This window comes from Cyanobium sp. A1C-AMD (assembly GCF_024346495.1).
Taxonomy (GTDB): Bacteria; Cyanobacteriota; Cyanobacteriia; order PCC-6307; family Cyanobiaceae; genus Cyanobium_A; species Cyanobium_A usitatum.
Genome location: NZ_JAGQDB010000072.1, coordinates 1 through 12,031, shown reverse-complemented (window position 1 = coordinate 12,031; position 12,031 = coordinate 1). Strand labels below are relative to the sequence as shown.

The following is a 12,031-nucleotide window of genomic DNA, read 5'->3' as shown; positions in this document are numbered from 1 at the left end:
ACTCGATCAGCTTCTGGCGTTGAGCTGCGGAGTTGGCATCTTCTGGGCCCTTGTAGGGGTCATCGATGATCCCCAGGGCGTAGCCCTTGCCTGTGAAAGGTCCGCGCACACCAGCAGCAATGCAGCCGCCGCGATCAGGGGTGAGCCAGTTACCAACGGCGGTGGAGTCCTTAGAGAGGGGATGACCAACCGCGCGGTAGTAGTGCCTCGCTTCTCGGCTGTGGGCATAGGCCAGCTCGGCTGAGTAGGAAGCAATGGCGCAGAAGCGTGTTGGGTAGCGGCTCACCCAGTAGGCGGGAAACAGCTTGGAAACCAAGAGCGATTTCCCCAGCCTTGGCGGACAGCAGACGATCAGGCGATTGAGCTGGCCATCAGCAACGCGCTGCAGCAGGGCGATCAATCGCTCGGCCCAGGTGTGGAAGGCGTAGCCGGGATAAGCGGCCACGATGAAGTCACGAAAGCTCTGCTGGTCCTGCTGCTGGATTTGGCTGCGGTTGGGATCGGGAAAATCCAGCAGGCCCCAGTCAGCCCAGAGGTCGGTGGCCGGATCTAGGAGCAGGCCTGCCATTAGAGCCTTCTCCCGGGCAACGATTCAGGTGGCTTGAGTGGTGCGCGCAGCATCCCGCCGATCTCGGCGATCACCCGGAAGGCACCGACGGCAGCGCTGAACTGCTCAGCCTCCATTGCGCGGCGGGCACATTCATTGAGGGCAAAGATCTGCTCGGCCTGATGCCGTTTGCGATCGCGAACCAGCTCCTCGACCATGCGCTGACGCGCAACGTTGAGGTAGCGGTTGAGGGTCTGGATGTTCGTGACGTTCCAACTGTCACGAGCGTTCTCGTAGATCTGATTAAGGGCTTTGCGTTGTGCAATCCAAAGCTGGGCCTCAGCAATGCGGCGCTCCACCTCATAACGAGTGGGCCTAGTGGCCTTGGGAGCGGGCTTGCCTTTGACGCGCCGAGGGGGGTTGCGATCACCGATTGGTCTTGAGGGATCGGTAGGTGCGTAGAGGGGTTTTCCTTCCCCGTCCTCAGCGTTGGCCGCATCACGCAGGAGCTCGGCGTTGTCCTGCTCGTCTGCGGTGGGCTCCTCTACCAGTGCGGCCGTAGAGCAGCTCGGCGCAGCGAGAGACGCGTCGCTTGACGTGGTGCCCGCAAGAGAGGGGGGCGAAAGAGGGGGGTCCGGCTGAGCCACTGAACTTGCTACCTGGGATACCGCTGCGCAGTCGCTGGAGATGGGGCATGGCCCCGGTCCGATCAAATGCTAATACGCCGCCGTATGAAACGGTTAGCGTGCAGCGGCAGTGCACTTTTGGGGCATGAAGGATTCCAAGATCGTGATCGTTGGGGAGGTGATGGAGCGAGTAGAGGCAATGATTCCGCCGTATATCAGCAGGACGGCCTGGATCAATTTGCTGCTGGAGCAGGCCTTGGCGGAGGCGGAGCAGAAGTGGGAAGCCAAGGGTCGTGCCTGAGCTGCCTACCCATGCGCAGGGGGAGTCAATCGGGGTGCCAGAAGGCGCGGCCTGCGAGCTCAGCGGGCCTAGCCATTGGCAGAGCGACATTGCGGAGGGCGCCAGCTGGCGGGACGCCGAGGTGCGCGCATACCTGCTGCTCCAGTGGGTGCCATATGGGCTGGAGGCTGCCTTTAGCGAGGAGCTAGCCGTTGCTGGGCACTACACCCGGCTGCAGAAAATGCGCAGCACCCAGGCACTCGACGACTGGGACGCTGCCAATCCAGTCACTTCCAGCCGTGAACGAGCAGCGTTCACGGAACTGAAGAGGCTGGGTATCTATACCCAACAAGACTATTACCTGCCAAGTAAAGCCGATGAGCAAATTTACAGCAAAAGACTTAAAGAAGTTGAGCGCAAGATCGGCCGCCGAGCAGGAAGCAGAGGAGGAAACCCACAGAAGCCACAAAGTACTGATCGAGCACGTCGAGCGCGCCGCCGAGGTCACTAGGGGCTGGAGCGATCACGCCGCCTTGGAGTGGACTGAGGAATACCTGGTGCGTAATGGCATCACGGTGCCAGCAAAGCTGAGCATGTTCCTAAAGGAGGCCAGTGGCCTATGGCTTGGCATCCCAGAGCCAAGGCGTAAAGGGGAGCGGATGGATACAACTCCTACGCCTTGGGTGTGGGAGGGAGTCGTGATGGCCGGAGCCATGAACCTGCTTGTGGCACCACCAAAGATTGGCAAGTCAGCCCTGATGGTCGGGATGATCGCAGCGTGGTGGCAAGGCGCGCCCGAGTACCTGGGGCGGCCACTACACGGCACCTGTCCGCGGGTATTCGTTGTTGGCACAGACCAGCCAGAGAATGACTGGTTCACGCTGTTCAAACGAGAAGGCCTGATTAGAGAAGATGGAACGATGGGCGGCCCTGTAGAGGCCCTCTGGCATGCAGGCGCTCCCTTGCACCTAAACGAGCAGGGGATTGGGAAGTTGAGCCAGTTGGCGCAAGACAACCCTGGCGCGATGTTCCTTGTTGACAGTTACCACGCCTGCGTCAGCCCGCTTGGCATCGATGAAGCCACCAGTGCATTCGATGGTCCGGCCAGACGGCTGCAGGAGGCGCTTGCGCCCCATCAAGCAACACTGGTAGCAATCCACCACGCCAACAAAAGCGTCTCTGGCGGAAACGCGACGAATGCCTCACGGGGAAGCAACTCACTGCCAGCAGCGGCAAGCCTGACGATCCTGATGAACTGGCTAAAGCAGCCGGTCGACGGGCAGACGCAAAGCGACTTTCGCGTTGTTGTTAAGACGCAGGGGCGCGCCAAAGGTTCGACGTTGCTGGTGGAGCTAGAGGACACCGGCTGGGTGTGCCATGGCGATGGTCAAGGCGTGCTGCAAGCGGAGTCACTAGCAGCAGCGCAGCTTGAACTGAGCGGGCGCCAAGCAGACGCCTTTGACTACATCGCAGATAGGTGGGAGCTAGGAGGCTTCCAGGTTTCTGGCGTGGAGCTGGCCAGCCACCTGAACCTGCAGGGGAACAAGGCGAACCGTTGCCTGCAGCAGCTGCTGGCTAAGGGGCTGATCGAGAAAGTCGGCCAGAGCGAACCTGCAGAGCAAGGGGGCCGGCCATCGGGCCTATTCACCCCCGCTACCCCCCTCCCCCCAGAGGGGGTGATAAAGGGTGAAAAAGGGAAAAACCCCTCGCGCACGTACGAAATAAAGGGTTTTTCACCTTTTTCTTCTTTTACACACGCGTACGGGGGAGGGGGGTTAAACACACCCCCTGTTGGACCCGCTGCAGCCACTGGAGAAGCCGTGGCTGCAGCAGAAGGCTTAATCACACCCCAGCCCCAAAAGGGGATGGCTGTCGAAAAGCTCGGCAGCGATGGGTGCTGGCAGAACGGCTGGGTAATCCAGGACGCCAGCAAGCCCCACAAGGTTGAGATCGTTCGGCTGGGTAACCCGCTGCTGAAGTTCATCGCCCAGCGCTGGCTCCTAGACATCAGGCCTTGCTCTGGCTCTCCATGGCCAGCTGGGGGCCCTGACCATGAGCTGGCGCAGCCAGACGAGCACCGAGCCTCAGCCGGCCTGCTTGAGAGCGAGCAGGCTGGCTCACCGGAAGAGGACTGGATCTAGCGGCTGCCCTATTCCCTAGTTTCATATGCCTAGGTAGGGGTATATTCAGAAGATCTGCAGCTGCGCCTGCCTCCCTGAATGCTTGCTCCCCTGCCAATCCACTTCGATGCCAGCTGGCACCGCTACTGCTGGGAGCCAACAGGGGAGTGGCTGCTCCATTCCGTCACCAAGGTCACAGGAGCCAGCAAGAGCGAAAGCCAGAAGGCGGTCTTCTTGAAAACGCAGCACCTCTGGGAACCCCGCGGCAAGCACGTTCACGCTTGCCTAGAAGCCTTCCTCTCCGGTGGCCCGCAGCTGGATGCGGGTGACTACGGCGACTGGGTTGAACCTTTAGTGGCACACGCGTTTTGGAGCAAGGTCACACCGCTGGCGATCGAATACCGCATTTGTGATCTTGGCCACTCGATCGGCGGCTCCCTTGATGCCCTTGTGCAGCACGACAACGGCAAGGTGCTGCTGCTTGATCTCAAAACCCAGAGCAGCGCCAGGGCCAGCACCTACAGCACCGACGCCCAGCTAGGCGGCTACCTGTCCATGCTGAAACTGCATCACCCAGCGCTCTATGTCGATGAGTGCCTAACGGTCTGGTCCAAGCCAGGTAAGAGCGTCATCACCAGGGCAGCCGCTGCTCAGTGCGGAGCGGCCTGGGCCGGCGCCGTTGAGCAGTTCATGGGCTACCAGGAGTTCCTGTAGCGATGCAGCTCCACGCCGCTACAAAGGCTGGCTTGCTATTCGGCCTTGGGCTCGGTGTGCTGCTGATCCAGGCAGCACAAAAAGGCAGCCGGGCGCCTGCTGGCTATGCCGGCCTGCTTTGCAGCTCGCAGCCACCGCCTAGGCCCATGCCAAAGGTGCAGCTGGCATTGCAGAGCGCGGCTAGCTGCAGTTCCGCTCGGCGCGCCGATGGACGCGGCACAGGTCCCTAGTCCTGCGCAGCCGCTTTATCTAACCCAGTGCCTAGAGCATCACTTGCGATGACATCAACCGATCTACTGAGCGCCCCTAGCGGTGGCAGCCCGCTGGCTCCCGGTGGCGCAGCGACCAGCGGCAGCGCCGCAGTATCAGAAGAGCTCTCGCCAGCACAGCGGGCGCTCAAGGTGGCTGAGCTCAAGGCGCTGATCAAGGCCGCAGAAGCCGATCTGGCTCTGCAGCTAGAAGCGTTCGACGCTGATTTGGCAGCCGGAAGACTTGATGAGTTCTCCTACCAGCCAGGGGTCTTTGAACTCGGTTCGATCACCCTGAACCGCAGCAGCAGGGCTAGCTGGCGCTACAGCCCAGCAATCAAAGAACTGCAGAAAGCCGAGCAGCAAAGCGGGGCCGCAACGCAGGTGATCAGCGAGTTTTGGAGGATCAGCGCCCAGGAGACGTTTTGAGCGCCACCCCATCGGTTGGGCTCAGCGAATCGGCTCTGCCCAGCGCACCTTCTGGTTCTGCGTCGCACAGCGCTCCAGCCAGTACGACTTCGCTGGGTGCTGCGGCCGCAACCTTGACCCTGCGCATCTACGGGCTACCTGGACCCATGGGCTCCAAGCGCCATCTCGGCCATGGCGTCATGGTCGAGAGCAGCAAGAAGGTCAAGCCCTGGCGCTCTGATGTCATGGCCGCTGTTGTTGGCGCATACCAGGGCCCCCTAATAGCTGCCCCCGTATCGGTAGAGGTGGTGTTCCTGTTCCCCCGTCCCAAGGGGCACTACGGCAAGCAGGGGCTAAGAGCTAGTGCTCCGCTGCACCTGATCAGTCAGGGCGCAGGTGACATCGACAAGCTGTGCCGCTCCACTCTCGATGGCATCTCAGCTGGCGCTGGCGGCGCCCTGCTGCGAGATGACAGTCAGGTAGTGAGCCTGCAGGCCAGTAAGCGCTACTGCTCGATAGGGGAGCGCCCTGGGGCCTTGCTGACGGTGATCGTGCTTGCAGAGCGCAGCTAGCGGCGGAGCCGTCCTACGAGGTGGGATTGCTGGCGCGGCCAGGCAGGCGATAAAGAGAAAGTTCCGCTAACGTAGGGGTATACCACTCCTGCGCAGGCACACTTGTCGACCCCCAGCCGAGCCGTCCCCGAGCGATCCGAGTTCGGACGCGTCATCCAGCGTTGGTTCAAGGCCAACCGCTGGCCGCAGGATGTGCCCCATCGCCTGGCAAAGGTCACCGGTGCCCAAGGTCCTTGGAACAGCCAGATCAGCTGCGCCATGAACGGCAAGCTCGATCCCAAACCGGCCTTCTTCCTTGCTTTTGGCGCTTTCAATGACGCCGTTGCGCGCCAGTCCTATCCAGGCGTCACCGACCGCAAACTGCTTGATCAGCTCAAGGGAGCCACCCCTCTAGCCAAAGACGACGGCACCCCCTACAGCGCCGTTGAATTCTTTGCCCTGTTTGCTGGGATGCTGCCGTCACCTGAGGCGTACCAAGAGCTTTCGGCTGGCGAGGAGATCAGCGACGAGGAAGCCAAGGCCCGCAGCGAAGCCCTGCGGCGCGCCTTCCAAGACGTAGCCAAAGAGCAGATGCTCAGCCCCAAGGAGGCCTGGGAAAGCCTGCGGCCTCACATCAAGAACCTCGATGCATCAGCCCTTAACCGTTTCAAGGAGGTGCTCAGCGGCTGGGGGGACTACAGCGGAGCGGAGCTGATGGAGCTTGCAACCAGCGGGCCCTACTCAGAACCGGGAATGGCCCTAGAGAGCTGGGCCTCAGGAGTAGATGGCGTCAGCGGCATTGAGCTGGCCCGAGAAGCGCGGGCCGCGGTGGAGCGTTAGATACATACGCAGGCGTATGGCAAAGGGTATATTTCTTGCGTAAGCAGATTTGCTGTCCATGGACTCATGCCTCAAGGAGCTCCCCAAGGCCCTTGCTGCCTTTCAAGCCGAGCACCACGCCGCAGGCCGTGACAGCAAGGGCAACTACGGCGCCTACACCTCGCTAGCTGGCGCCCTAGCTGCGATCAAAAACGCCACTGCTCATGGCCTTAGCCACTCGCAGACCCTTCACCCATTAGGAGACGAGGTGATGCTGCTGCGCACCAGCGTCTTCCATATCAGTGGCGAGCTGCTCTGCAGTGATCTGCCGATCCCGCTCAAAACAGAAGGCCGCGCCAACTACTGGCAGGGGCTGGGATCTGCAATCACCTATGCCCGTCGCTACAGCCTGCTTGCCATCTACGGCCTAGCCGGAGAAGACGACGAGGCAGAAGCAGCGCCTGCCCCGGCAGCGAAAGCAAAGCCTGCCGCAGCCAATTCAATGCGAAAGCAACATACTCCTGCGCAGGCATTACAGGCAGATGCTGCAGGGGCGCCCGGGCCGCCTGCAGCGGAAGCAGATACGGACATCTGCTGGATTGAAAAGGAGCGCCATGGCCGCATCGTCGAGTCACTCAAGAGCGCACCAAACAAGGACGAGGTGCTCACAGCTTTTAAGGAGCACTTCAAGATCGCGACCCCAAAAATCAGCCCCGCCCAAATCCAGCTCCAAGCGCACGGTGACTTCCTTGAAGAACAACTTGGACTCGCAGTTCTCTCTGCCTAGCGCGCCTAGCGGTGCTGTTCTGCCCAGCAGCGGTGCGACCGAAAACCTAATAACAGCAGCCCTGGAGCTGCTCAAGCTCGCCTTATCGCAAGTCAATCAAAATGAAGCCCTACGTCTCCAATTTGCTGAGCGCACCAACGAGTGCGACAACCCCTACCAACAGGGAAGCGACCAGCAGGTCAAAGCAGCTCTTATCTGCAGCGCAGTGCTCAGCCTCGCGCAGCTCAAGCCACCTGCGGCGAGTCTTTCATTGCCTCAGTTCTGCTCAGGGCTACCTCGCAGACCAAAGCAACAGGCCCGTTGATGCTGCCATAGCGGGCGCCTCCTTAGGGACAAGGTTCGCGGTAAATGAATGAGTAGCCAGGAGCAAAGAGAAGCAGACCAACTGAGCGCACCTACCAGTGCGGATTTACACAGCGCACCTAACGGTTCTGATTTACATAGCGCACCTATCGGTGCGACTCACACCAGCCGGTGCCAGGAGGCTGAATTCACCAAAAGGAGGCCAAGGCCCTGCACCCCTGGATACAAGAACCGCAATCTGGTCCAGTCAAAACTCACTGACGAGTTATATCGCAAGGCCTGGATTTATTGCCGCGATCAGGGCTACAGCTTTAGCAGCTTTACCCGTTCCCTTTACGAATCCTTTTTCTCAGAATCATGAGTGACTTCAAAGCTGCACTGCCTCAGGTAATCAAGTGGAGCACGGGGGAAAACAAGTACGACCAAACCGGTAAAAGCCCAATCTCAATATCATTGTTTGTGCCGGTTGAATCGGCATTTGCCTTTGCTCAATACGTTTTGAACATGGCAGACGATGAAACCCGTCACAAAACCGGCAAGATCTGGGACTACAGCAGCAACTGCGAAATCGAAGTCCAAGGCTTTTACATCAATGGCAAGGGCCGAGATGGTCAAGGTGGTAGCCGCTACGGCAACATCAATCCCCAAAGCACCAAGTGGCAGCAGGGACCCAGTGAGCAGGAGATCCCCTTTTGATGACTTCTCAATCTATAGAGACAGACATGAACACGGAGCTGCGCACTTTGTGCGCTGACCTTGCTGGCCACCTGGCATTCATGCACGCACAAATGGAAGAGGCGAATCAATACTCTGAGCTAGAAGATTACTACTGGTATCGAGAAAGCGTAAAGCTGCTTAAACGTGCCCGCACCGTCCTAGCTGAGCCTCCAACTACTACCTAGTCCCATGAAAAGCAAGCCAGCTTTGAAAGACCCACCTAGTGGTGCGACCTGGATTCCACAGCGAGCGGCTGCAGTGCACCTTGGCATCAGTGAGCGCACCTTGCAACGCTGGAGGACTGCGGGACTCCTCATCGTGGGAGTGCATTACCGCCGCAAATTCCCAAGTTCTAATAGCCCACTTCTTTATCAGCTGGAGCGTTGCGAAGAAGCCATGAACGAAGCCTGCTTTAGAAAGGTGCAGACACTTGAATTAGCGATTTAGCTAGTGGTTTCGAGCGCTGCACCTGGCGACTTAAGTGTTGAGCTGGCCTTGGCAAAGGCAGCTTCTGCGCCAGCTTCCGTTGCCCAGGGGTAGCTGCGGCAGTGAACCTCGATGCTGTGACCCATCGCCAGCGCCATCGAGCCGTTATCGATGCCGCGCTGATGCCCACGCACGCTGTAGCTGTGCCGGAAGGAGTAACAGGTCAACCTCTCGCCCTGGGACTCCACTTGCTCCTTGAGTGACTTCCAGCCAGCTCGCCGGCTTAGATAGGTGGCAATGGAATCGGCAGCACCATTACCTGAGCGCAACGCCGGCAGCTCGATAAGCCGAGCCTGCCAGCGCGGGAGCAAGTTCCACTCCACTGCTACATCGCCTGGTCTATCCAGCTCGCCTAGCGGTGCGGCGTCGACAAGCGGTAGTGGCCACAGCCTGCGTGGCTTGGTAACCCCTCCACCAGAACGCTTTTCGTAACTGCACCACCAGTAAGGCGTCTTGGTCTTGGGGTCAGTCCTGACACTCAGGTGGAGCAGCTCAACTGGACGCAGGCCCAGCTCACTCATCAGCCGGATGACATCAGCCCAGCGCCCACCAGCCTCATCATCAGGAAAGGAGGCAAGCAGGTTGAGGATCTGCTGGTCAGTAATTGCATTACTTTTCTGGCTGGTGGCGCTGGCAGGCTTGCGCCCAATCGCATCCTTGAGGTCAGCTGGTGGCTGCCAGATCGCCGGCAGTCGCTCGCGGCTAACGCAGTACCGCAGGAACTGGGCAAGGTTGCGTGCACGCTCCTGGCGGCTACGGCTGCCGGGCTCCCATTTCCTTATGCACCCATCAATTAGGTCCTCTGGCGTCGTGGGTGGTTTGCGACTAGTGAGCTGGCCAACAGCTTCTGTAAGTACAGGGACATATTTCGTCTGCCATGTCTCTGGCTTGATGGCAGTGCCGTGGCTGAGCTTTTGCTGCTTAAAACGCTCCATTGCACCGTGCCAGTCGTGCTGCTCAATCAGCTTTGGCGCCTTGCCGGCAGCCACCTCTGCTGCCTGCTTGAGGGTGTAGCCCTCCTGGACGAGCGCGTAGATGTTGCGCACTCTCGTGTACGCATCGCCTTTGGCGGAAAAAGACCATTCGTAGGGCAGCGTTACCGACTGTTCCGGCTGATCTTCCATTCGTATACGCAAGAACATCCTTCCCTTGCGCTCCTTAATGTTCCAGCCCTTGCCCAAGGCGTTGACGTCTTCCCTCAGCCCCTCCTCCCAGCCGGCCTCTCGAACGACCTTTGGCATTTGGTCCCCAAAACGGTCCCCAAAACCTACCGGATTGGTCATGACAGGGCCAGACAGCCCTCGCCAAAACCATTGCTATTACTCAAAAAGCCAGTCCAGGCCAGGTAGCCAAATGGGCTTTGGGAGCACTAGGTCGCAGGTTCGAATCCTGTCGCCCCGATTGACTTTTCACCGATTGACCTCCAAGGCTAGTCCCCAAAAAGGTCCCCAAAGCGTGGACTCTTATGGCTGGCTGGGGAGTTTCCCTTGAGCGGAATCAACCAGCCGTGGTCAGCAAGTAGGGCAAATCATCAATGCGTTTGTCCCCACCGGTCCCTAAGACCAAGCTCCAATTGCTCTGAGACCAAGCGCCTATGAGACGGGGCAGAACCTGTAGTCGTGCCGGTGATTGCCCTCAACGGGGGCCTGTTCTGGTCCATGCCTTGAGATCCGAGCGGCGTCCGCGAGGATCAACCCATGAACCCTGCTGATAGGGCTGCTCCTCGGTTGACCGATGGTCCAGCTGACGCTCTTGGCACCGTTGTGCTGGCCCATGGGGCCGGTGCACCAATGGACAGCCCCTTTATGGCTGCTATCGCCAGCGGCCTGGCTCAACACGGCTGGCGGGTGCTGCGCTTTGAATTTGCCTACATGGCACGGCAGCGCATCCTTGAGCGCCGCCAAGGGCCCGATCGAATGCCTGTCTTGCAGCAGGCCCTACGCCAGCAGGTGCAGCTGGAGAGGCAGCTCAATCCAAACCTGCCCCTTTTTATTGGCGGCAAGTCGATGGGCGGCCGGGTAGCGAGCCTGCTGCTGGACGAGCTTGCAGCCAGCTATGGGGTGAAGGGTTGCCTTTGCCTTGGCTATCCCTTTCATCCACCAGGCAAACCGCTGCAGCTACGCACCGAGCACCTAGCCAGCCTGGAAACGCCAGCACTGATCTTGCAGGGCGAACGCGACAGCTTTGGGCGCCGTGATGAGGTTGACTCCTACAGCCTTTCGCAACAGATACAACTGCGCTGGATACCTAGTGGTGATCACAGCTTTAAGCCCACCCGCAGCTCTGGCCTGAGCGAGGCGGAGAACTGGACTACAGCAGTGAAATTCAGTGATCAGTTCCTACGGCTGCTGCTGGGTTGATGGGGTTCGGATGCAATTCGCAGGTGAATCATCAACGTCGTTTTCACGGGGCAACCGACCTTGGCAGGCAGGCGGGAGAACCAGTTTTGCAATATTTACCACCACTTGTTGATGCCAGGAGGGTAGACAGCTTTGACCTAGCTTGTTAATTCGAATTGACTTGATGCGGCCATTTCAGCGGCTGATCTTGTAACTCGGAAGCGAGCGCTTATTCGAGAATCTACCCAGCAGCTCTCGCCCCAAAAGTATCGCCCAATTCGAAAGTGTGGTGCGTGAGGTTGGCCTCGATGCCCGGCACTTTGAGATCTATGGGCGGGTCGCCAGCAGCTGCATCTGCTGCATTTATGTACTCGTCTATGACGACCAAATCAGCGGGCTACTTAATGCTGCAGGACGGGTGAAAGGCAGTTACGGGGCAGCAGTTGTTGTCTGGTCATGGCCTCAGCCAGGGGTACTCCTGCAGCGCTCTTTGCAGCGAAGACAGCATCGCCAGCACGTCATGCAGCTCAACCGGCATGGCACGGCCACCGCGGGGCGGATGGCCCATCCAATTCCCAAAACAACGCACCTGATGCAGGCATTGAATTACCCAGGGATGCACACCGAGCTGCTGCAGTCTGGCGATTCCCTTGAAAAGCGTCAGCTTCTCTAAAGAACATTCATCACTCAGGCTTTGTAGCACCAGTTGTTCCACAACTCGCCTGCCGTGGTTTCCAAGAGACACCAAAGACACCTCACCACCGCGCAACAGGTTCAGCAGTTCGCGGATGTCCTGCGCAGCTAGCGACGAAGGCCGTGTGAATGGGCTGTTGCGGCTGTTGAGCAGGTCATGAAGTCCGCCAATCGCCGGCGAATCAGCGGGCAGGCGCAGACGCAGGGTCTGTGGGTCAGGACGCTCCAAGGCTGCGTCGATGGCCTCTCCGAGGACCTGGAGATGAGTTTCAGTTTTGTCAAACAGAATCAGCCGCTCCAGCTCTGGCACGTGGCGGAAAGCTTGGTGATAGGCATGCAGCAGATCTGGATAGTGAGCCACGACGTCTAGACCCTGATTGCCACTGCCGAGCA

At 59.4% G+C, this 12,031-nt stretch carries 12 protein-coding genes and 1 pseudogene; 9 read left to right on the top strand and 4 right to left on the bottom strand.

Going from position 1 to position 12,031, the window contains the following annotated elements; all coding sequences use genetic code 11:
* Together KBY74_RS11120 and KBY74_RS11115 are read right to left on the bottom strand one after the other, a co-directional pair.
* Positions 1–568, bottom strand: a pseudogene (locus KBY74_RS11120) (terminase); the annotation flags it as partial.
* Entirely contained in the window at positions 568–1,194 is a 627-nt protein-coding gene (locus KBY74_RS11115; protein WP_254942767.1) for a hypothetical protein, read from the bottom strand. The pseudogene KBY74_RS11120 and the gene KBY74_RS11115, both read right to left, overlap by 1 nt.
* 124 nt (positions 1,195–1,318) lie before the next feature.
* Here KBY74_RS11115 and KBY74_RS11110 point away from each other — a divergent pair, with 124 nt between their 5' ends.
* The 8 genes from KBY74_RS11110 to KBY74_RS11075 all read left to right on the top strand — a co-directional run bounded on the left by KBY74_RS11110 (position 1,319) and on the right by KBY74_RS11075 (position 8,099).
* Positions 1,319–1,474 (top strand): hypothetical protein, encoded by a 156-nt coding sequence (locus KBY74_RS11110; protein WP_254942766.1) that lies wholly within the window; start codon positions 1,319–1,321, stop codon positions 1,472–1,474.
* 389 nt (positions 1,475–1,863) lie between these two features.
* The gene (locus tag KBY74_RS11105; RefSeq protein WP_254942765.1) at positions 1,864–3,594 is read left to right on the top strand and encodes an AAA family ATPase; all 1,731 of its coding nucleotides are present in this window, start codon (positions 1,864–1,866) and stop codon (positions 3,592–3,594) included.
* A gap of 78 nt (positions 3,595–3,672) precedes the next feature.
* Positions 3,673–4,287, top strand: coding sequence for a hypothetical protein (locus tag KBY74_RS11100; protein WP_254942764.1), 615 nt, complete (start codon positions 3,673–3,675; stop codon positions 4,285–4,287).
* Between the two features lie 278 nt (positions 4,288–4,565).
* On the top strand, positions 4,566–4,964 hold the full coding sequence (locus tag KBY74_RS11095; RefSeq protein WP_254942763.1) for a hypothetical protein: 399 nt from the start codon (positions 4,566–4,568) through the stop codon (positions 4,962–4,964).
* A 113-nt stretch (positions 4,965–5,077) separates the two neighbouring features.
* Positions 5,078–5,515, top strand: coding sequence for a RusA family crossover junction endodeoxyribonuclease (locus KBY74_RS11090; protein WP_254942762.1), 438 nt, complete (start codon positions 5,078–5,080; stop codon positions 5,513–5,515).
* Positions 5,516–5,617: 102 nt separating this feature from the next.
* Complete coding sequence (locus KBY74_RS11085) at positions 5,618–6,334, top strand: hypothetical protein (RefSeq protein WP_254942761.1); 717 nt, start codon at positions 5,618–5,620, stop codon at positions 6,332–6,334.
* Between the two features lie 58 nt (positions 6,335–6,392).
* A complete protein-coding gene (locus tag KBY74_RS11080) occupies positions 6,393–7,100 on the top strand; it encodes an ERF family protein (protein WP_254942760.1) in 708 nt (235 codons plus the stop codon).
* Between the two features lie 807 nt (positions 7,101–7,907).
* On the top strand, positions 7,908–8,099 hold the full coding sequence (locus tag KBY74_RS11075; RefSeq protein WP_254942759.1) for a hypothetical protein: 192 nt from the start codon (positions 7,908–7,910) through the stop codon (positions 8,097–8,099).
* Positions 8,100–8,563: 464 nt separating this feature from the next.
* Here the strand turns inward: KBY74_RS11075 and KBY74_RS11070 are convergent, their stop codons facing one another.
* Positions 8,564–9,847 carry a site-specific integrase gene (locus KBY74_RS11070; protein ID WP_254942758.1) on the bottom strand — a complete coding sequence of 428 codons (1,284 nt, stop codon included), beginning with the start codon at positions 9,845–9,847 and terminating at the stop codon, positions 8,564–8,566.
* Positions 9,848–10,303: 456 nt separating this feature from the next.
* On the opposite strand from KBY74_RS11070, the gene KBY74_RS11065 reads away from it, so the two are divergent.
* Complete coding sequence (locus KBY74_RS11065) at positions 10,304–10,966, top strand: alpha/beta family hydrolase (protein ID WP_254942757.1); 663 nt, start codon at positions 10,304–10,306, stop codon at positions 10,964–10,966.
* A gap of 433 nt (positions 10,967–11,399) precedes the next feature.
* Here the strand turns inward: KBY74_RS11065 and KBY74_RS11060 are convergent.
* A partial coding sequence (locus KBY74_RS11060) for a hypothetical protein (protein ID WP_254942756.1) occupies positions 11,400–12,031 on the bottom strand: 632 nt, incomplete at its 5' end.